Origin of the sequence: Bacteroides sp. AF25-38AC, from assembly GCF_003602995.1 — a bacterium.
GTDB classification, from domain to species: Bacteria; Bacteroidota; Bacteroidia; order Bacteroidales; family Bacteroidaceae; genus Bacteroides; species Bacteroides uniformis.
In genome coordinates this window covers 188,950-214,781 of the sequence record NZ_QTMD01000004.1, presented here as the reverse complement: position 1 = coordinate 214,781, position 25,832 = coordinate 188,950, and the positions used below count along the sequence as shown (strand labels likewise).

23 protein-coding genes and 1 tRNA gene are annotated in these 25,832 nt (G+C 43.1%); 15 read left to right on the top strand and 9 right to left on the bottom strand.

Annotated elements, in window-relative coordinates; genetic code table 11:
• Positions 1-175: 175 nt before the first annotated feature.
• From ruvX to rplT, 7 genes are all read left to right on the top strand, one after another.
• Positions 176-601: a Holliday junction resolvase RuvX gene (gene ruvX / locus DWY55_RS04555; RefSeq protein WP_005827870.1), complete on the top strand. Its 426-nt coding sequence runs from the start codon at positions 176-178 to the stop codon at positions 599-601.
• Positions 602-644: 43 nt separating this feature from the next.
• Positions 645-1,202: a peptide deformylase gene (gene def / locus DWY55_RS04550; protein WP_022402114.1), complete on the top strand. Its 558-nt coding sequence runs from the start codon at positions 645-647 to the stop codon at positions 1,200-1,202.
• Between the two features lie 116 nt (positions 1,203-1,318).
• Complete coding sequence (locus tag DWY55_RS04545; protein WP_117681624.1) at positions 1,319-3,379, top strand: tetratricopeptide repeat protein; 2,061 nt, start codon at positions 1,319-1,321, stop codon at positions 3,377-3,379.
• Between the two features lie 79 nt (positions 3,380-3,458).
• On the top strand, positions 3,459-5,399 hold the full coding sequence (thrS, locus tag DWY55_RS04540) for a threonine--tRNA ligase (RefSeq protein ID WP_005836068.1): 1,941 nt from the start codon (positions 3,459-3,461) through the stop codon (positions 5,397-5,399).
• A gap of 120 nt (positions 5,400-5,519) precedes the next feature.
• Positions 5,520-6,122 carry a translation initiation factor IF-3 gene (gene infC / locus DWY55_RS04535; protein WP_005827878.1) on the top strand — a complete coding sequence of 201 codons (603 nt, stop codon included), beginning with the start codon at positions 5,520-5,522 and terminating at the stop codon, positions 6,120-6,122.
• A 67-nt stretch (positions 6,123-6,189) separates the two neighbouring features.
• A complete protein-coding gene (gene rpmI / locus DWY55_RS04530) occupies positions 6,190-6,387 on the top strand; it encodes a 50S ribosomal protein L35 (protein ID WP_005827880.1) in 198 nt (65 codons plus the stop codon).
• Between the two features lie 100 nt (positions 6,388-6,487).
• The gene (gene rplT / locus DWY55_RS04525; protein ID WP_004289896.1) at positions 6,488-6,838 is read left to right on the top strand and encodes a 50S ribosomal protein L20; all 351 of its coding nucleotides are present in this window, start codon (positions 6,488-6,490) and stop codon (positions 6,836-6,838) included.
• A gap of 538 nt (positions 6,839-7,376) precedes the next feature.
• On the opposite strand, the gene DWY55_RS04520 is transcribed toward rplT, so the two are convergent.
• The 8 genes from DWY55_RS04520 to DWY55_RS04490 all read right to left on the bottom strand — a co-directional run bounded on the left by DWY55_RS04520 (position 7,377) and on the right by DWY55_RS04490 (position 14,278).
• Positions 7,377-8,684, bottom strand: coding sequence for a phenylacetate--CoA ligase (locus DWY55_RS04520; protein ID WP_005827882.1), 1,308 nt, complete (start codon positions 8,682-8,684; stop codon positions 7,377-7,379).
• Positions 8,685-8,714: 30 nt separating this feature from the next.
• Positions 8,715-9,296, bottom strand: coding sequence for an indolepyruvate oxidoreductase subunit beta (locus tag DWY55_RS04515; protein WP_009036846.1), 582 nt, complete (start codon positions 9,294-9,296; stop codon positions 8,715-8,717).
• A gap of 4 nt (positions 9,297-9,300) precedes the next feature.
• Positions 9,301-10,893 (bottom strand): thiamine pyrophosphate-dependent enzyme, encoded by a 1,593-nt coding sequence (locus DWY55_RS04510; protein ID WP_005827886.1) that lies wholly within the window; start codon positions 10,891-10,893, stop codon positions 9,301-9,303.
• 76 nt (positions 10,894-10,969) lie between these two features.
• Positions 10,970-12,007: an endolytic transglycosylase MltG gene (mltG, locus tag DWY55_RS04505; RefSeq protein ID WP_117681625.1), complete on the bottom strand. Its 1,038-nt coding sequence runs from the start codon at positions 12,005-12,007 to the stop codon at positions 10,970-10,972.
• 65 nt (positions 12,008-12,072) lie between these two features.
• Positions 12,073-12,984, bottom strand: a complete 912-nt coding sequence (locus DWY55_RS04500) for a TolB family protein (RefSeq protein ID WP_117681632.1) — start codon at positions 12,982-12,984, stop codon at positions 12,073-12,075.
• Positions 12,985-13,178: 194 nt separating this feature from the next.
• Positions 13,179-13,337 (bottom strand): hypothetical protein, encoded by a 159-nt coding sequence (locus tag DWY55_RS21955; protein WP_165859505.1) that lies wholly within the window; start codon positions 13,335-13,337, stop codon positions 13,179-13,181.
• Positions 13,334-13,825: a hypothetical protein gene (locus tag DWY55_RS22295; protein WP_229103257.1), complete on the bottom strand. Its 492-nt coding sequence runs from the start codon at positions 13,823-13,825 to the stop codon at positions 13,334-13,336. The genes DWY55_RS21955 and DWY55_RS22295 overlap by 4 nt, the downstream gene beginning before the upstream one ends.
• 380 nt (positions 13,826-14,205) lie before the next feature.
• Positions 14,206-14,278 (bottom strand) — tRNA-Thr (locus DWY55_RS04490).
• Positions 14,279-14,477: 199 nt separating this feature from the next.
• Between DWY55_RS04490 and DWY55_RS04485 the strand changes: the two genes are divergently transcribed.
• From DWY55_RS04485 to DWY55_RS04465, 5 genes are all read left to right on the top strand, one after another.
• Positions 14,478-16,151 (top strand): SDR family NAD(P)-dependent oxidoreductase, encoded by a 1,674-nt coding sequence (locus tag DWY55_RS04485; protein WP_117681626.1) that lies wholly within the window; start codon positions 14,478-14,480, stop codon positions 16,149-16,151.
• A 140-nt stretch (positions 16,152-16,291) separates the two neighbouring features.
• Positions 16,292-18,760: an SLBB domain-containing protein gene (locus tag DWY55_RS04480; protein WP_005827906.1), complete on the top strand. Its 2,469-nt coding sequence runs from the start codon at positions 16,292-16,294 to the stop codon at positions 18,758-18,760.
• A gap of 8 nt (positions 18,761-18,768) precedes the next feature.
• Positions 18,769-19,875: a Wzz/FepE/Etk N-terminal domain-containing protein gene (locus tag DWY55_RS04475; protein ID WP_005827908.1), complete on the top strand. Its 1,107-nt coding sequence runs from the start codon at positions 18,769-18,771 to the stop codon at positions 19,873-19,875.
• Positions 19,854-20,201 carry a UpxY family transcription antiterminator gene (locus DWY55_RS04470; RefSeq protein ID WP_087332657.1) on the top strand — a complete coding sequence of 116 codons (348 nt, stop codon included), beginning with the start codon at positions 19,854-19,856 and terminating at the stop codon, positions 20,199-20,201. The genes DWY55_RS04475 and DWY55_RS04470 overlap by 22 nt, the downstream gene beginning before the upstream one ends.
• Positions 20,201-20,659: a WbuC family cupin fold metalloprotein gene (locus DWY55_RS04465; RefSeq protein ID WP_232059017.1), complete on the top strand. Its 459-nt coding sequence runs from the start codon at positions 20,201-20,203 to the stop codon at positions 20,657-20,659. Before DWY55_RS04470 ends, DWY55_RS04465 begins: the two co-directional genes overlap by 1 nt.
• On the opposite strand, the gene DWY55_RS04460 is transcribed toward DWY55_RS04465, so the two are convergent.
• A complete protein-coding gene (locus DWY55_RS04460; protein ID WP_087332655.1) occupies positions 20,656-21,864 on the bottom strand; it encodes an ROK family transcriptional regulator in 1,209 nt (402 codons plus the stop codon). The two genes, DWY55_RS04465 and DWY55_RS04460, sit on opposite strands and share 4 nt — an antisense overlap.
• Positions 21,865-22,102: 238 nt before the next feature.
• Here DWY55_RS04460 and DWY55_RS04455 point away from each other — a divergent pair, with 238 nt between their 5' ends.
• Genes DWY55_RS04455 through DWY55_RS04445 form a run of 3 tightly spaced genes read left to right on the top strand, consistent with a single transcriptional unit; the run spans position 22,103 to position 25,815 of the window.
• Entirely contained in the window at positions 22,103-23,203 is a 1,101-nt protein-coding gene (locus DWY55_RS04455; protein ID WP_087332654.1) for a DUF4434 domain-containing protein, read from the top strand.
• Positions 23,204-23,215: 12 nt separating this feature from the next.
• A complete protein-coding gene (locus DWY55_RS04450; protein WP_005827917.1) occupies positions 23,216-24,616 on the top strand; it encodes a sugar porter family MFS transporter in 1,401 nt (466 codons plus the stop codon).
• Positions 24,617-24,639: 23 nt separating this feature from the next.
• A complete protein-coding gene (locus DWY55_RS04445; protein ID WP_005827920.1) occupies positions 24,640-25,815 on the top strand; it encodes an AGE family epimerase/isomerase in 1,176 nt (391 codons plus the stop codon).
• The last annotated feature ends 17 nt before the right edge of the window (positions 25,816-25,832 follow it).

Genomic DNA, 25,832 nt, shown 5'->3' with positions numbered 1-25,832 from the left:
AAATGCAGAGGATGAAATATTTCACGGGAGGGCTGACATACAAAATTCATTTGAAATAATTAATGAAAAAATCAGCGGAGGGATGTTTGATACTATCAGACATCCCTTTTTTCTGTATTATATATGTAAGATTAACGGCGGAATTCAAATTTTAATCGTAATTTTGTAGCCCATTATGAGTAGAATAATAGCCATAGACTACGGTCGGAAACGTACGGGAATAGCCGTGAGTGATACATTGCAGATGATTGCGAATGGACTGACAACTGTGCCTACACACCAATTGTTGCAGTTTCTTCTTGATTATGTGGCTAAGGAGCCGGTAGAGCGTATCTTGGTAGGCCTTCCTAAGCAGATGAATAATGAGGCTTCGGAAAACATGAAGAATATCGAACCTTTTGTCCGTTCGCTGAAGAAGAAACTGCCTGACATGCCGGTTGAATATGTAGACGAGCGTTTTACTTCTGTTCTGGCTCATCGGACGATGCTTGAGGCTGGATTGAAAAAGAAAGACCGCCAAAATAAAGCACTGGTGGATGAAATCAGTGCAACTATTATTCTGCAAACTTATTTGGAGAACAAACGTTTCTCCTTTTTATAATGTATAGAAAATAATTTGTAATTAGTAATTTGTAGTAAAGGAAATGATTTTACCCATTTATGTGTACGGTCAGCCCGTATTGAGAAAGGTAGCAGAGGATATTGCCCCGGACTATCCGAATTTGAAAGAGCTTATTGAGAATATGTTTGAAACGATGGACCATGCCGAAGGCGTAGGACTTGCAGCACCGCAGATTGGGCTTCCCATCCGCGTGGTGGTAATCGATTTGGATGTACTTTCCGAAGATATGCCAGAATATAAAGATTTCCGCAAGGCGTATATCAATGCCCATATTTTGGAGGTGTCCGGTGAGGAGGTTTCTATGGACGAGGGGTGCTTGAGCCTTCCCGGTATTCATGAGTCGGTGAAGCGTGGCAACAAAATACGTGTGCAGTACCTGGACGAGAATCTGGAACCGCACGATGAGATTATCGAAGGCTACCTGGCACGCGTGATGCAGCACGAGTTCGACCATCTGGAAGGAAAGATGTTCATCGACCATTTGTCTCCGTTGCGCAAGCAGATGATTAAAGGAAAACTGAATGCCATGTTGAAGGGCAAGGCACACTGCACTTATAAGGTGAAAACCGTAAAGAAATAAGTCAACCATATAATATGGTATAAAAGGCTCAAAAAATATAAAAAGTGTTCCGCTAATCCTGACAAGTAAACGAAAAACGTTACTTTTGTTTCGTTTACAAGCATTTATAAAACAAGATGATAAGAAAAATACTGACAGCTATTTTGCTGTTACCCACATTGTTGTATGCGCAAATCAATACGGAACGGGTGATGACCATTGCTCGGAATGCATTGTATTTTGAGGATTACGTGCTTTCTATCCAATATTTTAATCAGGTAATCAACGCGAAACCTTATTTATATGAGCCTTATTTCTTCCGTGGACTGGCAAAAATCAATTTGGATGACTATCAGGGAGCGGAGAGTGATTGTGATGCTGCGATTCAAAGAAATCCTTTTGTGGTAGGTGCTTACCAGATCAGAGGATTGGCACGTATCCGTCAGAACAAGTTTGACGAGGCGATTGAAGATTATAAAACCGCTATCAAATACGATCCGGAGAATGTGGTGCTTTGGCATAATCTTTCCCTTTGCCATATTCAGAAAGAAGATTATGAGGCGGCTAAGGAAGATTTGGGTACGCTTCTGACAATTGCCCCCAAATATACGCGTGCCTATCTGATGCGCGGGGAAGTCTCCCTGAAACAGAACGATACGATACAAGCTTTGCGTGATTTTGACAAAGCTATTGATATGGACCGTTATGACCCGGACGGATGGGGGGCAAGAGCCATTGTACGTCTCCAGCAGGGAAAGTATAAAGAGGCTGAAGCTGATTTGGACCAGTCTATCCATCTGAGTGCAAAGAATGCCGGTAACTATATCAACCGTGCCTTGGCGCGTTTCCATCAGAATAATTTGAGAGGCGCCATGAGTGACTATGATTTGGCTTTGGATATTGATCCGAATAATTTTCTCGGGCACTACAACCGCGGTCTGCTGCGTGCCCAGGTAGGCGATGACAACCGGGCGATAGAGGATTTTGATTTTGTGTTGAAGATGGAACCGGATAATATGATGGCCATTTTCAATCGTGGTTTGTTACGTGCGCAGACGGGGGATTACCGGGGAGCTATCAGTGACTATTCCAAAGTGATTGCAGAATATCCTAACTTTATGGCCGGCTATTATCAGCGTGCCGAAGCCCGTAAAAAGATTGGCGACTGTAAAGGAGCCGAGCAGGATGAGTTCAAAATCATGAAGATGCAGATAGACAAGCGTAACGGTGTTTCTTCCGGTGACAAAAAGGAAGGTGGCGACAGTAAGGATGTTGCGGATAATTCTTCGGGGAACTCCAATGGAGATGGCGGGAAGACCCGTAAGAAATCCGACAAGAATATGGAAAATTATCGGAAAATTGTAATAGCGGACGATTCGGAAGTTGACCAGCGTTATAAGAGCGATTATCGCGGACGTGTACAAGACCGGAATGTGACCATCAAGCTCGAGCCGATGTATGCTTTGACTTATTATGAGAAACTGAGCGATGTGAAGCGTATCGTACATTATCATAAGTATATTGAGGAACTGAACCATTCGAAACTGTTCCCGAAGCCACTGCGCATCACCAATATGGAAGCTCCGCTGACGGAGGAACAAGTACGCTTCCACTTTGCTTTGATAGACGCTCATACGTCTGATGTGGTGGCTGACGAGAAGAACGCCAAGAAACGTTTCATGAGAGGTCTGGACTTCTATCTGGTTCAGGATTTTGCCAGTTCCATAGATGACTTTACAAAGAGTATCTTGTTGGACGACACTTTCTTTCCGGCATACTTTATGCGTGCTTTGGTGCGTTATAAGCAACTGGAATATAAAAAGGCCGAAGCCACAATGAGTGAAGGTGCCACTTCGGGTACAACGGAAATGAAGAAGCCTGAAGTGACAGCCATCGATTATGAAGTTGTGAAGAATGACCTGGATCACGTTATTCTATTGGCTCCTGATTTTGTCTATGGCTATTATAACCGTGGCAATGTGTCTTCGTTACTGAAGGATTACCGTGCCGCCTTGGCGGATTATGACAAGGCGATTGAGCTGAGTCCCGATTTTGCCGAAGCATACTTTAACCGTGGGTTGACGCACATCTTCCTGGGGAATAACAAACAAGGTATTGCCGATTTGAGTAAAGCCGGAGAGTTGGGCATTGTCTCGGCCTATAATATCATAAAGAGGTTTACAGATACACGGGAATAACATTTTTTTGCTAAAAAATAGAATATCAAAAAGAATTAGCTATTTTTGCGTTCTGAAAAATGAAATATACATATAAACTATGATAAAGATAACATTTCCAGACGGCTCTGTTCGTGAATATAACGAAGGAGTAACGGGACTGCAGATTGCAGAAAGCATCAGTTCGCGATTGGCACAAGACGTGCTGGCTTGTGGCGTGAACGGAGAAATTTATGATTTGGGGCGTCCTATCATGCAAGACGCTGAAGTGGTTCTTTATAAATGGGAGGATGAGCAGGGTAAGCATGCCTTTTGGCATACCAGTGCCCACTTGCTGGCCGAAGCTTTGCAGGAACTCTATCCGGGCATCCAGTTCGGTATAGGTCCTGCTATCGAAAACGGTTTCTACTATGATGTGGACCCAGGTGAAACGACTATCAAGGAAGCTGACCTGCCAGCCATTGAGAAAAAGATGGCTGAACTGGTGGCTAAGAAAGAAGCGGTTGTCAGACAAGACATTGCCAAGGCGGATGCTTTGAAAATGTTCGGTGACCGTGGAGAAACTTATAAATGCGAGCTGATTTCCGAATTGGAAGATGGCCACATCACAACTTATACGCAGGGTGCATTTACCGACTTGTGCCGTGGCCCTCACTTGATGACCACAGCTCCTATCAAGGCTATTAAGCTGACTTCCGTTGCCGGTGCTTATTGGCGTGGACAAGAAGACCGTAAGATGATGACCCGTATCTATGGTATCACCTTTCCGAAGAAGAAGATGCTGGATGAGTATCTTGTTCTGCTGGAAGAAGCCAAGAAGCGCGACCACCGTAAAATCGGTAAGGAGATGGACTTGTTCATGTTCTCTGACACCGTAGGTAAGGGATTGCCGATGTGGCTTCCCAAAGGTACTGCACTGCGTATCCGCTTGCAGGATTTCTTGCGCCGCATCCAGGCCCGTTACGATTATCAGGAAGTAATGTGTCCACCCATCGGCAACAAATTGCTTTACATCACTTCCGGACACTATGCAAAATATGGTAAGGACTCCTTCCAGCCCATACATACGCCGGAAGAAGGGGAAGAGTACTTCTTGAAACCGATGAACTGCCCTCACCACTGTATGATTTACAAGAACTCACCCCGTTCTTACAAAGACCTGCCTTTGCGTTTGGCAGAGTTCGGTACGGTTTGCCGTTACGAGCAGAGTGGCGAGTTGCACGGTCTGACACGTGTACGTAGCTTTACGCAGGATGATGCGCATATCTTCTGCCGTCCGGACCAGGTGAAGGATGAGTTCCTCCGTGTCATGGACATTATCTCCATCGTGTTCGAATCTATGGACTTCGAGAACTTCGAGGCACAGATTTCCTTGCGTGACAAGGTGAACCGCGAAAAATACATCGGTAGCGACGAGAACTGGGAAAAAGCAGAACGAGCCATCATCGAAGCTTGTGAAGAAAAGGGGCTGAAGGCAAAAATAGAATATGGAGAAGCCGCTTTCTATGGTCCTAAACTGGACTTCATGGTGAAGGATGCCATCGGTCGCCGTTGGCAGCTGGGTACCATCCAGGTGGACTACAACCTGCCGGAACGTTTCCAGCTGGAATATACCGGTGCTGACAATCAGAAGCACCGTCCCGTAATGGTTCACCGTGCTCCGTTCGGCTCCATGGAACGCTTCGTGGCTGTGCTTATTGAGCATACGGCCGGTAAGTTCCCGTTGTGGCTGACTCCTGACCAGGTTGCCATCCTGCCTATCAGCGAGAAGTTCAACGACTATGCGCATGAAGTGAAACAATACTTGAAGCGATATGACATCCGTGCCATTGTGGATGAGCGCAATGAAAAGATTGGTCGTAAGATTCGTGACAATGAGATGAAGCGTATTCCGTACATGCTGGTTGTAGGTGAAAAGGAGGCTGAAAACAAGGAAGTTGCTGTCCGCAAGCAGGGAGAAGGTGATAAAGGAACCATGAAATTTGAAGAATTTGCCAAAAAAATGAACGAAGAAGTTCAGAATATGATAAATAAATGGTAACTTTGCGCCCAATTGTAGAAGCATAGCATATATTAGATGTTCTAAAGTTCGCTTTTACTTAACAAAAACATTAATTTGGGAATAGTAAATAAGAAACAAACTGGAAGTAAACGTTATTTAATGAAGAATGACAGCTTAAAAGGGCAACATCGGATTAACGAACAAATCCGGGCCAAAGAAGTCCGCATAGTGGGCGATGAAGTAGAACCAAAAGTGTATCCGATAGCGCAGGCTTTAAGACTTGCTGAAGAACATGAAGCGGATCTCGTGGAGATTTCTCCAAATGCACAACCCCCTGTTTGTCGTATTATTGATTATTCTAAATTTCTTTATCAGTTAAAGAAGCGTCAGAAAGAGCAAAAGGCAAAGCAGGTAAAAGTGAACGTGAAGGAAATACGTTTTGGACCTCAGACAGATGATCATGACTATAACTTCAAGTTGAAGCATGCTAAAGGCTTTTTGGAAGATGGTGACAAGGTGAAGGCCTACGTATTCTTTAAAGGACGTTCCATCTTGTTCAAAGAGCAAGGTGAAGTGTTGCTGCTCCGTTTTGCCAATGATTTGGAAGACTATGCGAAGGTAGACCAAATGCCGGTTTTGGAAGGAAAGAGAATGACAATCCAGCTCTCTCCGAAGAAAGTGGCGGCACCTAAGAAGAGCGCGGCTCCCAAGCCTGCAGAAGATGCGCCAAAGGCTGCGTCGGCTGAAACCGAAGAAGAATAAAGAAGTGAGTAACGCCATAGGTATAGTGCGTTGCCATATAATTTAATAATTAAAAAGTTTAAAAAAGATGCCAAAGATGAAGACTAACTCCGGTTCTAAAAAGAGATTTACTCTTACCGGAACAGGTAAAATCAAAAGAAAGCACGCTTTTCATAGTCACATCCTGACTAAGAAAACTAAGAAGCAGAAAAGAAACTTGTGCTACTCTACACTTGTTAGTACAACAGATGTAAGCCAGGTGAAAGAGCTCTTAGCAATGAAGTAATTGAAAAGCGTACAAAAGTATTAAAGTTATTAACCGAATGCATTAGCTTTAAGTCCGCTGCGTGAAGTAACGGCGCTAACATTCAAAAACAAGTAAAACTATGCCAAGATCAGTAAATCATGTTGCTTCTAAAGCAAGAAGAAAGAAAATTTTGAAATTGACCAGAGGTTACTTTGGTGCAAGAAAGAACGTTTGGACCGTTGCCAAGAATACTTGGGAAAAAGGTTTGACCTATGCGTTCCGTGACCGTAAGAACAAGAAGAGAAACTTCCGTGCTTTGTGGATTCAGCGTATCAACGCTGCCGCTCGTCTGGAAGGTATGTCTTACTCTAAGCTGATGGGCGCTTTGCACAAAGCTGGTATCGAAATCAACCGCAAAGTGTTGGCTGATTTAGCGATGAACCATCCGGAAGCTTTCAAGGCTATCGTTGCTAAAGCAAAGGCTGCATAAAAACAGTTAGCAGATAAATTACGAGGTGCTGATTACTCTTTTGGTAGTCAGCACTTTTTGTTTTCTGATACTCCGGGGAGGGGTTAAAACTTGAAAAGGACTTGAAACAATTTACTGCTTTTACTTGTTTCTTTCATAGAAACTCATTACCTTTGTTATAGAAAAAATAGCCGCATTGATTGGATCGGGAAACTCATCAATTTTTATGAAATACCGAGACAAGCTTCGCTTCTCAATGGCGGGCCACGCCCTTCGGGGTAACTCTTGAGTCGGTGGATTACAAAGAGGAGGAGCACTCAAATCATGTCATACGGAGTTTCATCACATCATCGGTGCGGCTTTCTATAAAAGAGGAACGGTAATCTGTTTGGATAACCGTTCCTCTTTCGTTTTATGCGGATGTGGGTGATTGTGAAACGATGATACGTGATGCTGAAACAGATGATGTGTCAAGGGAAGATAGATGATGTGTTTATACAAGACAGACCATCTGTATCGGGTGAACAGATGGTCTGTTTTGAAAAGAGTTTTTTTAAGTTTATTTGTTGTCCCGTAAGTCTTTTACCCTGACGGCTTTTCCTTCGCTCTGCGGCAAGGAACCTTTCTTTACCAACCGTAACTTCGGAGTTACCAGAATCTCGTCTTTCAGCTGGCGGGTAATGGCTTTGCTAATCTTTTGTAGCTCGATGTAATTGTCAGTAGAGAGGTCGCTAAGTTCAACTTCCACAATCATCTCATCCTGGTTATTGACCGTTTCGAGCGTGATGAGGTAATTGCTGCCCAATTCGGGGAATTGTACCAGCACCTTTTCCACCTGCATGGGGAAGATATTGACTCCCTTGATGATGAACATATCGTCGCTACGGCCTTTGATGCGGTCTATACGGATGTGGGTACGTCCGCAAGGGCACTTGCCGGGCAGGATGCGGGTAAGGTCGCGTGTACGGTAGCGGATGAGGGGCATCATCTCTCTGTCCAGCGTTGTCAGTACCAGTTCGCCGATTTCACCTTCCGGTACGGGTTCGCCGGTTTCCGGGTTAATGATTTCGACCAGGTAGCAATCTTCCCAGAAGTGCATGCCGTCTTGTTCGGTGCACTCGAAGGCTACGCCGGGACCGTTCATTTCAGTCATACCAAAGCTGTTATAGGCTTTGACGCCAAGCATGCGTTCAATCTTTCTGCGTTGCTCGTCTGTGTGGGGTTCGGCACCGATAACAAGCGTTTTCAGACTTGTGCCGGCGGGGTCCATCCCTTCTTCCTGGAATACCTCTGCCAAGCGGATGGCATAGCTGGGAATGGCATGCAGAGCAGTGGTCTTGAAGTCGGTGATGAACTTTATCTGACGCTTGCTGTTTCCGGCAGCGGCAGGAACAGTCAGCGCACCCAGACGTTCGGCTCCATACTGAAAGCCCAGTCCTCCGGTGAACATGCCGTAACCGGAGCTATTTTGGAAAACATCCGTCTTACGGATACCTACCATATAGAGGCAGCGTGCCACTAAGTTAGCCCAAGAGTCCAAATCGTGTTGGGAGTGTACGATGACCGTCGGCGTGCCCGTAGTGCCACTGGAAGAATGGATACGTACTCCGTCCTCACGCATATCGCCTGCTACTAATCCAAAAGGATAATTGGCGCGCATATCGGCCTTGGTAGTAAACGGTATCTTACGTATGTCTTCTATAGACCGGATGCTGTCGGCAGTGATGCCATGCTCTTGGAATACCTTTTTATAATAAGGAGAGTTGGCGGCAATGCTGACAGTCTTTTTTAACCGTTGCAGTTGCAGTTCGCGCAACTGCTCACGGGGCATCGTTTCAATCTCTTCTTCCCAGTATTTGTTATTCATGGTATGTTGAAATTTAGAGTCAATTATAGTTTACATCAGTTTTTCAGCAATCTCTTTGCCGGCAGCCAACGCTTTGAGGTTCAGCTCTACAATGGCGTCGCCCTTGCGTTGGAAGATTTCGCGGATGCTGTCTTGCACCTTTGCGTAGTCGATGCCGAGGAAGGGGATGGTGGCGCCCAGCAGTACGATGTTCGCTACGCGGGGAGAGCCGACTTCTTTTGCCACTTCGTTTACGTTCAGCATGATTTTATGCGGCAGCTTGTTGATTTCGGCCTTGATGTCTTCTTCTGCCGGATAGTTGGGAATGTTGATGAAGGGGGCTTCATTGGTCACCAGCCAACCTTCGGGGCTGAGGTAGGGGAGGTAGCGCAGTGCTTCCATCGGTTCCAGGGAGATGATGAGGTCGCATTTTCCTGTGGGAATGAGGTCCGAAGCGATGGGTTGGTCGCTGATGCGCAGGTTGGACTGCACGTCGCCGCCTCGCTGGCTCATGCCGTGTACTTCTGCCTGCTTCATGTAGAGTCCGTCCTTGAGGGCTGCTTTGCCGATTACGGTGGCGATGGAGAGGATACCTTGTCCTCCTACGCCGGAAAGTATGATGTCTTTTTTCATGGCTTTACTTGTTTCTTTTTTTGCGTGCTAATGTTTGGATGCATTCTCTGCGGGGGATGATGACGGATACGCCGTGGTGCTCGATTTCTTCCCGGATGATTTGCTTCATCTCTTCGTAGTTCTTCTTCAAGGGCACTACGACGCGGATGTGTTCGGGAGCTACACCGATGCCGGCGCAGATGGCTTCCAGACGTCCGGTGCCGGCAGAGTCTTGTCCTCCGGTCATGGCGGTGGTTTCGTTGTCGGAGATGACGATGGTGACGTCGGCGTTTTCGTTGACGCAATCCAGCAGTCCCGTCATGCCCGAGTGGGTGAAGGTGGAGTCGCCGATGACGGCTACGGCAGGATGCAGGCCGGCATCCGAAGCACCCTTCGCCATGGTGATGGAGGCGCCCATATCCACGCAAGAGTTAATGGCGTTGAATGGGGCATTGGCTCCCAGCGTGTAGCAACCAATGTCGCTGAACACCTTATAAGTGGGATATTCTTCTTTCAATACTTGGGTCAGCACCGTGTACATGTCGCGATGGCCGCAACCCTCGCACAAAGCGGGCGGGCGCATCTCTACCAAAGAAGGAACGCTGAATTCAGCCTTGTTCTCCTTGCCTACGGCACGTGCCACGCTGTCCGGGTTCAGCTCTCCGTCTTGTGAAAGAGTGCCGTCCAAACGGCCTTTTACTTTGATGCCGATGCCCAGATAGCCTTTTAGCTGTTTTTCTACGAACGGTTGTCCGTCTTCCAGTACCAGAATCTCGTCACATGCTTCTACCAGCTGCATCAGCTGTTTCTTGGGCAACGGGTATTGTCCGATTTTCAGTACCGGATATTCGCAACCTTCGGGATAGTTCTCCATCAGGTAGTTGTAGCCGATGCCGCATGCCACGATACCCAGCTTTTTGTTGGGGCCGTCGGTATATTTGTTGTAAGCGGAGTTTTCAGAAGCTTTGATAAATTCGTCCTGGCGTTGCAGCAATGCTTTGTAACGTTTGCGTGCATTACCCGGCAGGAGGATGAACTGACGCGGGTCTTCGCTGAAGGAAATCTCATTCTGCGGTTGTTGCTCCTTGCGCTCTACGCCGGAACGGGAGTGTGCCAGGCGCGTAACCATGCGCATCAGGATGGGTTCGCCGGTCTGTTCGGAGAAGTTGAATCCGTTGTACACCATGTCGTATGCTTCCTGCTGGTTGCTTGGTTCGTACATCGGGATGAGGGAGAAGTCGCCATAGAAGCGGCTGTCTTGCTCGTTTTGTGAGGAGTGCATGCTGGGGTCGTCGGCAGCAATGACTATCAGACCACCTTTTATGCCGGTAATGGCAGAGTTGATGAAACAGTCGGCAGCTACGTTCATACCCACGTGCTTCATGCACACCAATGAACGCTTACCTGCAAAGGACATGCCCAGGGCAGCTTCCATCGCAGTTTTCTCGTTAGAGCACCAGCGGTTATGGATATTCTTTTCGGCAGTAATCGGTGCCATCTGAATATATTCGGTGATTTCCGTAGAAGGAGTGCCGGGATAGGCATATACACCCGAAAGTCCGGCATCTAATGCAGCTTGTGCAATGGCTTCATCGCCAAGTAAGAGTTGCTTGCTCATATCTGAATATTTAAGTGTTAGTCATGGATTAATATTTGACGCAAATATAGGATTTTGCTTTTATTTTATCAGCAGATTACTTGAAAATCTTTCTTTCGTTTAATGCATTCCAATATTTTCTTGCATTTTTCATGTGCTCGGCATAATTGGATGCAAAGTTATGGGTGCCCGAGAAGTCCTCTTTGGCACACATGTAGAGGTAGTTGTGTTTCGTATGGTTCAGCACAGCATCCAGCCCGATGGGTGAGGGGATGCGTATGGGGCCGGGAGGTAGTCCGGTGTTGAGATAGGTATTGTAGGGGGATTCTACTGCCAGATGGGCATTCGTAATTCTCCGCAAGCCGAAGTCCTGCAAGGCAAATTTGATGGTAGGGTCGGCTTGCAGGGGCATGCCGGTGTGCAGGCGGTTGATGTAGAGCCCTGCCACCATTGGTTTTTCGGGATTGTTGTTTGTCTCTTCCTCAACGATGGAGGCGAGGGTGCAGACTTCCGTCAGGGTCATTCCGATGGCGGTGGCTTTGTCTAAGCGTTCCTGGTTCCAGAACTTCTGGTGCTCTTTTTGCATTCTTTCGAAGAACTCTTCTGCACTCATGTCCCAATAGACTTGGTAGGTTTCGGGGATGAAGAGGCAGGGCAGGGTCTCTTTGTTGTATCCCAGTTTTTGTTGGAATGCGGAGTCGTTCATCAATCCGGCTATTTCGGCGGAGTCTATCATGAGCTGTTTACCTACGCTGCGTGCCAGCCGGTCCAGTGTGCGTACGCTGCCGACGGTAAGGTTCATAGGTTCTTGATATCCGCGGTACAGACGGCTGAATACGTGATATACATTTTCCTCCGGCCGGATGGCGTAGCGTCCGGTGTGTATGTTTTCGGAATATTTCTTGTATTGGGCCATCCAGCGGAAGCCGGTGAAGCTTCGGGGATGGCCTTGTTGTTTCACCTTATTATATATGGAGTCGGCGGTGTCGTCGCGGTCTATATAGATATAGACTGTCCTTTGCGGATGGAATTGCGGGGCAAACAGATAGTAGTATACCGTTCCTGCACAAGCTGCTCCAATAAGAATCAGTGCGACGAATGTTCCGATAATAATTCTCTTCTTTTTCTTTTCCATTTTGTTTTACTGCATCTTTAGTCGGGCAAAGTTAGTAAAAATGGAGTGAAAATCCTCAAGTCATATCAGTTAATTCGATAGCTGACAAAGGCTATGCGTTTGCTGTCCGGTGCCCATGAGTTGACATTGATGGTGCCTTGTCCACCGAAAAGCTTTAACAATGTCTTGGGTTCTCCACCGTTTGCGGGCATTAGGCGCAGCTCTACGTTCTTGTTTGCCAGGTGCTCTCCCGGTTCCAGGTCACCTTTGTAGTAGGTGATGAATACAACGGATTTTCCGTCAGGGGAGATGTGGGGGAACCAGGAGTTACGGGTTTCGTCAAAGGTCATCTGGGTCTGTTCGGAGCCGTCTGCCTTCATGTGCCAGACTTGCATGAGTCCGGTGCGTACGGAATTGAACCAGATGTATTGTCCGCAGGGGGAATATTCCGGTCCGTCATCCAGACCTTCGGCAGTGGTCAGGCGGGTTTCTTCACCTCCTTCCGCCGGGATGGTATAGACGTCATAGTTGCCGTTTCGTTCGGCGCAATAGGCAAGCTCTTTGCCGTCGGGGCTCCAGCCGTGGAGGTAGCTGGGAGCCATAGGTGTTATTAAACGGGGAGTGCCGCCCGTGATGGGAAGTGTATAAATGCGCGATTTATAGTCTTCTTTTGTCCCGTGGCTGATGGCTATCTGCTGTCCGTCGGCCGAGAGGACGTGGTCGTTGTTGCAGTTTTGGGCAAATCCGGTGTTTATCAGTTCCGGTTCGGCAGGCGAGGTGGGGGAAAGGCGGTAAAGCTTTCCGTCGTTGTTGTATAGCAGCCATTGCCCGTCGGGCGTCCAATTGGGAGCTTCAATCCGGTAGGGAAATTCTTTTACGACGGTCCGGTTACCGTTAGTTACATCCAGTATTTCGAGGACGCTGGTAATCTCGTTTTTTTGTTGAGCGGTTGCGGTCAGTGCAACAGTTGCAAAGAAGGGGATTAGATAGGGTTTCATGTTCATATCGTATTTAATAAATCTCCGCAAGATACATTTTTTATTGGAAACTACATAGTCGGAGCATGCTTTTTTCAGAGAGAATCTGTAGTGATGGTCGAATGCGTAGTGCTTATCATATGAATAGTCTCCGGGATTCTTGAAATAGTTGTCCACATACTGCCAGTTGTCGGTGTCGAGCGGCGTGTGCGAAGTCATGTACGATAGGGAGCTTTTATCTCTACTATCTCGCTGTCCAGACTAATCAGGTCTTTGCCCAAGCGGACAATGCGGGCATCTTCGGGCATGTAGTCGGTGCCGACTTCCCCCTTTCCGCCTCCGCCGAATGACAACCCATCCTGTACCTTCGTCATCTATCACGGCACCCGGGTCGAAAGGAGCCCTGCAGTGGCCTAATCCTTGGGTGAACTGGTTCACCAGCATACGTCTTACCGTCCGATTCCACTCGCGATACGATGGATGGTGCCCATGAGGCTATACCCCATGGCGAAAGGACCTTTACCTCAATCAGTCCGTGATAAGTCCAGTTTACCATGTCATCGGTGGACAGCATGACCAGTGAATGGATGTATTGGTATGTGTTTTTGCCGTCTTTTCCCACACTGTCCAGTTGCTGGGTGTCATTGGTTCCATACACATAGAGCCTTCCGTTGTATTCCACCGATGTCGGGTCGGCCACAAAAATGAAATCCAACAGCGGGTTGGCGTTTCCACTGAAGAATTGGGGTGATTTTACCGGACGCGTGTCTTTCTTTCTTGAATCGGAAAGCGCCCACACATCGTTTCCTGCGGATATAGCCGCCAGCAGCAAAGCCGCTGTAAATAACTTGATTCTTTTCATTTTTTTATAGTATGTTATAGGAATCTATGGTAGCCTTTTGATTTTGGCTTGTGTTCTTCAATCACCTCAATCCTTTATTTAAGATTGAAAAATCGGGTTATTGAAAAGTTGCCGCAAATATTGGGAATTACTATGTATAATATAAGGTGTATTATGTTTTTAATAATGTGCCTATATGTTTCAAGTTATCATTGTAATCAGATGGTGCTGTTTTAAACTTGCTTTACTTGCTTTGGGATAATTATGCGGCTATGGATTAAATTGTTTGGAAGGGCATTGTGTTTTATGCAAATATATTGGTAGAAGAGCGTTTTTTTATTCTAACGATTCTTGAAAAGAAAAAGCACTGATTATTCCAGATAATCAGTGCTTGAATATCGAGCCGCTAGCCAGACTTGAACTGGCGACCTACGCGTTACGAATGCGTTGCTCTACCAACTGAGCTATAGCGGCAATAAGCTTTTGTTTACGGGGTGCAAAGGTACATCTTTATTTGAAAAGGCAAAAAGAATCTCTGTTTTTTTTAGAAATATTTTAGTGGGATAATTTTCTATTTGAATGTCCTGAACTTTATTGCCATAAAAATTGGATAATAAAACGAAAAGAAGCATCTTTGTCGTAGGTCCTATAGCAAATAAGTCTGATACTGATTATGAATTTAAGAATCTATTATAAATATCTTTCTTCACGCATAGCGTCCAAATGGACGGTGTTGTTGGTAGATGTAATTATCGTTGTGATTTCCATGCTTTCTGCATGTTTTTTGCAATATAGGCTTTCGTCCGTATCTTATGAAATTTCTTTGTATGTATGGCTGACCATTTTGGCTGTCTTGTGTAATGTCTGTTTCTTTCATATTCTCCGTACTTATGTGGGTGTTATCCGTTTTTCCTCTTTTGTGGATATTTATCGTGTGTTTTGGAGTCTTACGATAAGCTATGCTGTACTGTTTTTAGGGAATTACTGTTGGTCTGTTTCGGGGCTTGGAGAAACTTTGCCGAACAGCATTCTGTTTATGGCATATATGTTCACCTTCTCTCTGATGGCTTGTATGCGCATTGCTGTGAAGATGCTTTATGAAGCTATTGCTTTTGATGCACGTCATTGCGTGAATGTTTTTATTTATGGATTCCATGGGACTGGAGTCAATGTTGCAAAATCCTTGAGAGTTAGTCGTAATAATCATTATCGCCTGCGTGGCTTTATTTCGGACGAACCTGATATGATAGGTAAACATACGATGGGATGCAGGGTATATCCCAATGATGAGCAGCTGTTTGACCGTCTAAAGAAAAAGAAAGTGGATACAATCATTATCTCTCCAAGCAAGGTGTCGGATTTGGAAAATTCCGGAATGCTGGATAAACTGTTCTCTCATGATATTCATGTAATGACCGTTCCTCCCTTAAGCGATTGTATGGACGATGGACTGATAAAGGACATTCAAATAGAAGATTGGCTCCGTAGAGAACCGGTGCAAGTTGACATGCGTAAAATTACGGCCCATATCGAGGGGCGTAGAGTAATGGTTACGGGAGCGGCGGGAGCTGTAGGAAGGGAAATCGTTCGCCAGTTGGCTACACTGAATCCTTATCAGTTGATTCTGGTAGATCAGGCAGAATCCCCATTGTATGATGTACAGTTGGAATTGTCTGATCATTGGAAGAATCTGGAGGTCCGTGTATTGGTTGCAGATGTTGCTAACCGTACGCGTATGGAGGCTATATTTGAAGAAACACGTCCTCAACTTGTTTTTCATTCTGCTGCGTATAAGCATGTACAACTGATGGATGATTTTGTATCGGAGGCAATTCAAACGAATATATCGGGGACAGTGAATATTGCGGACCTGGCGGCAAAGTATAGAGTGTCCCGTATGGTTATGATATCTGCTGCTAATGCACGTCATCCGGAGAATGCTATGGAATATAGTAAGCGTGTGGCGGAAATATATGTGCAATCATCTGATTGCAGGTTGAAACGCGACACAAGGGAAACTGATATGTTCATAGTACGTTTGGGTGAGGTGTATCCGACGAATACTCATTGTTTGATTACCTTGTCTGAAGCTTGTATGCTCACCCTGGAAGTGGGAGTCATGGGGGATGGGGGAGAAGTGTACATTGTGGGAGGGCCTGGGGATGGACTTTTGGATTCTGTAATCGGTGAAAAAATAAAGCGTGAAAAGGCATCTGTTGATGATTATGAACATGTGCGGGAAGAAGTGCTGGCCTTGGTGCAACATAGTTATACTGAAAAAAAGGCTATTTTGATTGGACTAATGAAAAAAATAGTGCCAATTTTTCCGCTTTCTTCTACCCGATGAAAAGACGTGAAAGTGACAGTTTTTTAATGCTTTTTCTGAAACTTAGAGGTGGAATAAATGTATATTATAAAAATAATATATTACCTTTGTGCCCGATTTATATTTATTACAAGAACTCAAAAGATTAATCAGAATATCTTATGCGTAGATTAATAACACTATTCTTTTTGGTATTTACTTTGTCAGGGGTAGCTTTTGCTCAGCAGATGTCAGATGATCAGGTTGTTCAGTATGTAAAAAGCGCTCAGCAGATGGGCAAAAATCAAAAGCAGATTACTACTGAATTAATGCGGCGGGGAGTGACAAAGGAACAAGTTGAAAGAATTCAGAAAAAGTATGAAAACTCTAAATCTGGAAGTCCGCAGAGCAATACCCAAGATGAGAAGCGTTCTCGTCAACGTGGTGAAATGAGTGGCGTAGTCAAAGGGCTGCGTACAACTTCGGAAACTTATTCTGCCAGACAAACGGATGTTGCAGGGGATTCTTTACAAATGATGGATAATCGTTCCTTGTCTCAAGAGAAGGAAACAGAGGATCCGACTTCGCAAATTTATGGTCATAATATTTTTACTAACGATAATTTGACTTTCGAACCCAATGTGAATGTTGCTACTCCCGAGAATTATCGTCTGGGGCCTGGTGACGAGGTGATTATTGATGTGTGGGGAGCTTCTGAAACAACGATTCGACAAACAATCTCTCCGGAAGGAAGTATTCTTGTGAATAATTTAGGACCGGTTTATCTGAGTGGCAAAACTGTAAAGGAAGCCAATAATTATTTGAAACAAGAATTTGCCAGAATATATTCTGGAGTAACCGGAAATGTTCCGTCTACCCAAGTTAAACTGACATTAGGAGAAATACGTTCTATTCAAGTAAACGTTATGGGTGAAGTTGTGGTGCCCGGAACTTATACCCTCTCATCATTTGCTTCCGTATTTCATGCTTTATATCGTGCAGGTGGTGTGAACCCGATTGGTAGTTTGCGCAGTATTAAAGTGATTCGCAATGGAAATACAATAGCGGATTTGGATGTTTATGATTTACTTATGAAAGGAAAAATGAAGGATGACATCCGTCTGCAGGATGGTGATGTAATTCTTGTGGATCCTTACCAGTCACTGGTACAGATATTAGGTAAGGTAAAACGTCCGATGTTTTATGAAATGAAACCCACTGAAACCGTAGGTACATTATTGAAGTATTCAGGTGGTTTTACGGGTGATGCTTATAAGAAAGCATTACGTATAATCCGTAAAAGTGGACGTGAGCATCAAATTTATAATGTGGATGAGATGGATTATTCCGTATTCCGCGTAGATGACGGTGATAAGATAACGGTTGATTCCGTTTTACAGCGTTTTGAGAATCGTGTGGAAATCCGCGGTGCTGTATATCGTGAAGGTTTGTATCAGTTGGACGGTACGATGAATACAGTGAAGCAGCTGATTAAGAAAGCGGAAGGACTTCGCGGAGATGCATTCTTAAACCGTGCTATAATCGATCGTGAACTTGAAGACTTGTCGCATGAGGTTATACAAGTAGATGTGAAAGGTTTGCTGAACGGGACGGCTGCAGATATTCCTTTGCAGAAGAATGACATTTTATATATTCCAAGTATTCATGACTTGAAGGAAGAAGCTACACTTACCATTCATGGTGAAGTTGCCAATCCGGGTACATATCTTTATTCTGATAAAATGACAGTAGAGGATTTGGTGTTGCAGGCTGGTGGCTTGTTGGAGGCGGCGGCTACAACAAAGGTTGAAGTTGCACGGCGCATGAAAGATCCGAAGAGTACATCTTTCAGTACTACAGTAGGCCAGAATTTCTCTTTTGATTTGAAAGATGGCTTATTGGTGGGAGAAGGAAGCCAGGATTTCCATCTTGAGCCTTTTGATGAAATTTATGTTCGTAAGAGTCCGTCCTATTTTAAACAACAGAATGTTATGGTGGGCGGAGAAGTCCTTTTTAGCGGTAATTATGCACTATCGAAAAAGAATGAACGTTTGAGTGACTTGATAGCTAAGGCTGGTGGAGTAACTCCCGATGCTTATATAAAAGGAGCGCGTCTTATACGTAGGATGACCGAAGAAGAATTCCGCCGTAAGGAAGATGCTCTGCGTATGGCGCAAGCGGGAGGCGGAGATTCCATATCTGTAAAAAGATTGGATTTGTCCGATACCTATTCTGTAGGTATAAATCTGGGAGAGGCCTTGAAAAATCCTGGTTCAGATGCTGATATGGTGCTTCGCGAGGGAGATGTATTATTTGTTCCGGAGTACGTAAGTACAGTGAAAATCAACGGTGCTGTAATGTATCCGAATACAGTTTTATATAAAAAGGGTGAAAGCTTGAAATATTACATCAACCAGGCTGGTGGCTTTGGTAATGACGCCAAGAAACGCAAGGTCTATGTAATATACATGAATGGTACAGTTTCTCGTTTAAGAGCAGGAAACAAGAAAGCCATTGAACCTGGTTGTGAAATAATTGTTCCAAGTAAAGAACAGAAAAAGAAGATGACTACTGCTGAAATTCTGGGAATGGGAAGTACGACAGCTTCTATTGCAGCGATGATTGCGACTATGGTTAATCTCTTTAAGTAATTTGAATTATGAGCGAAGAAAGAATACAAAACATAACTTCTCCACAACCAGAGGAACAAGAAATAGATTTGATAGAACTGGCCCAGAAAGTATGGGCTAGTCGCAAATTGGTTTTTAAGGCGTGTGGTATCGCTGCCCTTGTTGGACTGGTTGTTGCATTTAGTATTCCTAAGGAGTACTCTACAAGTGTGACGTTGGCTCCAGAGAGTGGTGGCAAATCTGGTGGCGGAAGTATGGGAGCCCTTGCAGCCATGGCGGGTATCAATTTGGGTACTTCTTCTGGTGAAGATGCTTTGTCACCCGAACTTTATCCTGATATTGTAAGTTCTACTCCTTTTCTGATTGAACTGTTCGATGTTAAAGTCAAGGATCAGAAAGCAAAAGTAGACACGACTTTATATGCTTATTTGAAAGAAGAACAGCGTTCTCCTTGGTGGAGTGCAATTTTCTCCGCTCCTTTTAAGGTGTTGGGATGGACATTGTCTTTGTTTAAGGATGAACCGGAAGAGGGGGATGCAAAGCTGGATCCTTTTCGTCTTACTAAAGATGAGTCTGCCATTGCAGATGCTTTAAGTAAACGTATCTCTGTTTCCGTAGACAAAAAGACAGGTGTGACAACCTTGTCTGTTACTATGCAGGATCCTTTGATATCTGCTTCGCTGACGGATACCGTGATGCATTGCCTGCAGAACTACATCACAGATTATCGGACTAATAAGGCTCGTCATGATTTGGCATTTACCGAAAAACTTTATGGAGAAGCAAAGGCCAGTTATGAGTCTGCCCAGAAGAAATACGCAAATTTTGTAGATGCAAACCAGAATATAATATTGCTGAGTTATCGCGCAGAGCAAGAGCGTTTACAGAATGAAATGAATTTAGCCTATCAAGTATATACACAAGTGTCTCAACAATTGCAGATGGCAAGAGCTAAGGTACAGGAGATTACACCGGTATATACGGTTGTTCAGCCGGCTACGGTACCTTTGAAGCCTGCAAAGCCCAATAAATTGATGATTTTGATCGGCTTCATGTTCTTGGCAGGTGTCGGCAGTGTGGGATGGATATTATTTGTAAAAGATTTATTAAAGGGATGGAAAAAGCAAACAATATGATGACGGATAATGATATGATGTGCTGGCATGCATTGTACACAGCACCCAAGTCTGAACATAAGTTGATGCAGCGTTTGAATGCTGCGGGATATACTACATATTGCCCGATGCAGGCTGTGTTTGTAAAATGGAAAGGGCATACCCGGAAGGTGATTACTCCTCTTTTTTCCGGATGTTTGTTTGTTGCCGGTAATGTGTCGGAAGTTGCCTCATTGGCTTCCTTGCAGAAGGCTGCTATATTAGTAGATAATGAAGGAAAAAGTTTGTCTATTGAGGCGGGCAAAGCAGAACTTCCTGCCAAGTTTGCCCAATTGCTGAAGTTATGATGAAGCTGATTACAGAAGAACTGCTGGATACCGTTACCTCACATGCTAAGGAGAATTCTCGTTTACGTATGAATTATAATTTTCATGCGTCTATGGATGCTCCTATTCATCGGTTGCTGAATGCTTTGGAACCGGGAACTTATCTTCCTCCTCACCGTCATACAGATAAGGAAGAAACTTATCTGGTTTTGCGTGGAAGTCTGCTGGCATTTTTTTATGATGATGCCGGTAATGTAACAGATAAGGTATGCCTCAATCCTTCGGAAGGTAAATATGGTCTGGAAATTCCTTCTAATACATGGCATAGTATTATTGCCTTGGAGTCAGGTACCGTTATTTTTGAAATTAAAAAAGGCCCATATCAGCCTCTACCCTCAGAGGATTTGGCTTCGTGGGCTCCTCAGACTTCTGATGCAGAAGGAATAAAGGCTTTTATGAAGCGGATGTTGGAACTTTAGCTCTCAAACATCCTGCTTCGTGCAAGCATACATGCCCCTACAATACCCGCCTTGTCTTTTAGTTTGGAAGTTATAATAACCGAATCTTTGTTTACTAGATTCAGAGAATATTTTCTCACAGCGGTTTTTATAGGCTGTGTAATGTAATCCCCAGTCAATGACAGTGTTCCTCCTATAATTACCAGTTCAGGATTGAATAGATTGATTAATCCTGCAATTTGTTTTCCTAACTTTTGGCCAATTTCTTCCACAATTTCAATACAGAGTAAATCTTCTTGGTTTACTGCTGCAATAATTTCGTCCAGTGTGAGTGGGTCTTCTTTAGTGGCTATACGACTGGATAATATGGAACATTCTCCGTTGTTGATACGTTCCAACAAAATACGATGCAAAGCAGAACCGGATGCTTCTGTTTCCAAGCATCCTTTTTTGCCACAGTGGCATAGAATCTCATTGTCGAATACATTGACATGTCCGAATTCTCCAGAAAATCCAGATTTACCGGTATAAACTTTTCCATCTATAATGATTCCAATGCCAAGTCCCCAACTTATATTTACAAAGATGATATTCTTTTCTCCTTTGACACATCCTTGCATATATTCTCCATAAGTCATGGCACGAGTGTCATTATCTATACAAACGGAATATCCGATTTTCTTGGCTAATACTTCTGCTAACGGAAGTTCGGAAAAGTTAAACATGCTGAAGCTGTAACCTGATTCAGGATTAACTCGCCCTGATATATTGATACAAATGTTTAATACCTTTTCTGGATTGATTCCTGCTTTCTTTGTAAAATTACTGATGAGTTTACATAGTTTCTCCAAGGCTTCCTGGGTATTTTCAAACTTATATGGGATATTCATTTTCAGTTCTACCATATCACCCTTGAAATTAATAAGTCCAATATTAATGGCAAACTTTTTGATGTCTACTCCTATAAAATAGCCTGATTCAGGATTGAGTCCATAGAGGCTGGGATGACGTCCTCCACTAGTTTCTAACTTTCCGTAATCATTAATATAGCCATCATCGCACATTTCGCTGATAAATTTGGTTACTGTAGGCACACTTAAATCCAGCTCTTTGGATAAATCAGTAATGGTGGAACTACCATTGTATATATAATGCGTAATGATCCTCTTTTTGAGAAGAGCATTCTTGCTTCCCATTTCTATTTCTTTTAATAGCGCTTGGTTCATAGTGATACTTTTATGTATTTCTGCCAAATATACTAAAATAATTTTGTAAATTGTTGTATCTCCTTATGAAATGATATAATTTCTATCATTCTGAGAGAATATTTTATTTTATATTAATTAAATAAGTTAATTATTGGATTTATATTAATAAAATCTTTTATTAATTATTGCATATTTAATAAATATATCTATATTTGTAGCAGATAAATAAAAGAATACTAAGAAAAACCTAAAACAAATGAGAGCAAATAATCGAAGAGATTTTCTAAAAAAGTCAGTATTAGCTGGAGCTTCACTATTTACAGTCCCCTCATTTTTGAGTGCTATTCCCAATAGTAATATAGAGCTATCTCAAGTACTGGAAAATACTTGGGAAAGTAAGTCTGATACTCTCTTAAATAATGGGTTGAAAATAACTGGAACGTTTTTAGATGAGATTTCGCATGATATTCCTCACCAGAATTGGGGGGTAAGGGAATGGGAACGAGATTTTCAATATATGAAGGGAATGGGGATTGACACTGTTATTTTAATACGTTCAGGTTATAGGAAGTTTATTACTTATCCTTCTGAATATCTGCTCAAGAAAGGTTGCTATATGCCTTCTGTAGATTTGGTGGATATGTTTTTGAATTTGGCTGATAAGTATGATATGATCTTCTATTTTGGTTTGTATGATTCTGGGCGTTATTGGGATACGGGGGAGTTAAGTTGGGAGGTGGAAGATAATAAATATGTTATTGATGAGGTTTGGAAGCGTTATGGGAAACATCATAAAAGTTTTGGTGGTTGGTATATAAGTGGTGAAATTAGCCGGAAAACTAAGGGAGCTATTAATGCATTTTATACTATGGGTAAGCAGTGTAAAGATGTCTCTGGTGGCTTACCTACTTTTATATCTCCTTGGATTGATGGGAAAAAGGCTGTTATGGTAAATGGGGGGCAGTTGACAAAAGCGGATGTGATATCTGTGGAAGAACATGAAAAAGAATGGAACGAAATTTTTTATGGTATCCATGAAGTTATTGATGCTTGTGCCTTTCAGGATGGACATATAGATTATGATGAGTTAGATACGTTCTTTACTATAAATAAAAAATTAGCAGATAAATATGGTATACAGTGCTGGACTAATGCAGAGACATTTGATCGTGATATGCCTATCCGTTTCTTGCCCATTAAGTTTGATAAGCTTCGTATGAAATTGGAAGCAGCTAAACGTGCAGGTTATGATAAAGCTATTACTTTTGAATTCTCTCATTTTATGAGTCCACAATCTGCTTATCTGCAGGCAGGACACTTATATGACAGATATAAAGAATATTTTGGAATCAAATAATATATAATAGGTATGAAGTCAAATATAAATTTTTCTTATTTAATATTTTTGTCTGTCGTGGCAGCTTTGGGAGGCTTTTTGTTTGGGTATGATGCTGCGGTCATCTCAGGAACTATATCTCAAGTAACTGTGAAGTTTGGATTGGATGAAATCCAGATTGGTTGGTTTGTTGGTTGTGCCTTGATCGGTTCTATTATAGGTGTACTGTTTGCTGGTAAGTTGAGCGATATGTGGGGAAGGAAAGTAACAATGTTGATAGCAGCGGTCTTTTTTTCAGTATCAGGTATTGGCTGTGCATTTAGTGACTCTTTGGAACAACTGGTGTTTGCACGTATGTTGGGAGGTATAGGTATTGGAATTGTTTCTGTTGTATCTCCTTTGTACATATCGGAAGTTTCAATAGCTCAGTATCGGGGACGGTTGGTTGCTTTGTATCAATTAGCTATTACTATAGGTTTTTTAGGTGCATATTTGACAAATTTACAATTACTCCATTTGTCTCAGAGTGGACTTGTGCTAAGTGTTGATTGGCTGAACCTGATTTTTGTTTCAGAGGTATGGAGAGGCATGTTGGGCTTTTCTTGTATTCCATCATTACTCTTTTTCTTTATACTCTTCTTTATTCCAGAAAGTCCACGTTGGTTGATATTGAAAGGACGTGATGGTTTAGCAAAGAGTATTCTTCAGAAAATATATCTTGTTCCACAAGATACTACAGAGCAATTGCAAGAAATAAAATCCGTCATTCGGTCAGAAGTTAAATCCGATTGGAGTTTTTTGTTGCAACCAGGAATTCTCAAAGCAGTATTAATAGGGGCGGCCATTGCTATCCTTGGACAGTTTATGGGAGTAAATGCGGTACTTTATTATGGACCTACCATTTTTGAAGAAGCAGGTCTGTCAGGTGGAGATGCTCTGTTTAGTCAAGTGCTGGTAGGTGTAGTTAATGCTGTGACCACAGTTATTGCAGTTTTCATTATAGATAAAGTTGGACGAAAGAAACTTGTGTATTATGGTGTGTCTGGTATGATACTTTCATTATTATTAATTGGATTTTATTTTAGTTTTGCTGAAACGCTCAATTTGCCAAATAACTTCTTGTTGTTTTTCTTTTTGTTTTATGTTTTTTGTTGTGCTATTTCTATTTGTGCAGTCATTTTTGTACTGCTTTCGGAAATGTATCCTATCCGTATTCGTGGGATGGCAATGTCTCTAGCCGGATGTTCCTTATGGGTAGGTACTTATCTTGTAGGACAACTGACACCATGGATGCTTCAGAATCTTACCCCCGCTGGGACATTCTTGTTGTTTGCTGTGATGTGTATACCTTATCTTCTGATTGTCTGGAAATTGATTCCTGAGACTACCGGTAAGTCTTTGGAAGAAATAGAACGCTATTGGATGAAAAAATAATCGACCTTATAAAAATATGAATTATGGACTTTAAACAGTTAGCAGCGCAGTACAAAAATGAACTTTTTGAAAATGTACTTCCTTTCTGGTTGCATCGCTCGCAAGACTTTGAGCAGGGTGGTTATTACACTTGTTTGAATCGTAGAGGTGAAGTATTCGATACGGATAAATTTGTCTGGCTTCAAGGCCGTGAAGTTTGGTTATTTTCCATGCTTTATAATAAAGTGGAAAAGCAGAAAGAGTGGCTGGATTGTGCAGTTCAAGGTGGTGAATTCTTGAAAAAGCATGGTCATGATGGCAATTATAACTGGTATTTTTCTTTGGACCGGAAGGGGGCTCCTTTGGTGGAACCCTATAATATCTTCTCTTATACATTTGCTACGATGGCCTTCGGGCAACTTAGCTTAGCTACAGGTAATCAAGAGTATGCAGATATTGCCAAAAGAACTTTTGATATTGTATTATCAAAGGTGGATAATCCTAAAGGTAAATGGAATAAACTTTATCCAGGAACCCGCAATTTAAAAGGATTTGCCTTGCCTATGATCCTTTGTAATCTGTCTTTAGAAATAGAGCATCTTCTGGATGACAAATTTCTAATGAGTACAATTGATACTTGTATTCATGAAGTAATGGAGGTCTTTTACCGCCCGGAGTTGGGAGGTATTATTGTAGAAAATGTACTTGCTAGTGGGGAACTTTCTGATTCATTTGAAGGACGGCAAGTGACTCCAGGACATGCTATTGAAGCGATGTGGTTTATAATGGATTTAGGTAAACGATTGAATCGTCCAGAATTAATAGAGAAAGCTAAAGATATTACTTTAACAATGGCTGAATATGGTTGGGATAAGGAGTATGGTGGGATTGTCTATTTCATGGATCGTGATAAATGTCCTCCACAGCAACTGGAATGGGATCAGAAATTATGGTGGGTTCATATTGAAACATTGATATCAATGCTAAAGGGATATCAATTGACGGGTGATAAAAATTGTTTGGAGTGGTTTGAGCGAGTGCATGACTATACATGGAGTCATTTCAAAGATACTGAATATCCAGAGTGGTTTGGGTATTTGAATCGTAGAGGTGAAGTTCTATTGCCTTTGAAAGGTGGCAAATGGAAGGGATGTTTTCATGTTCCACGAGGGCTATATCAATGCTGGCAGATTTTAGAACAATTAAAGAGTAATATATAATTTGTATAACTTAATTT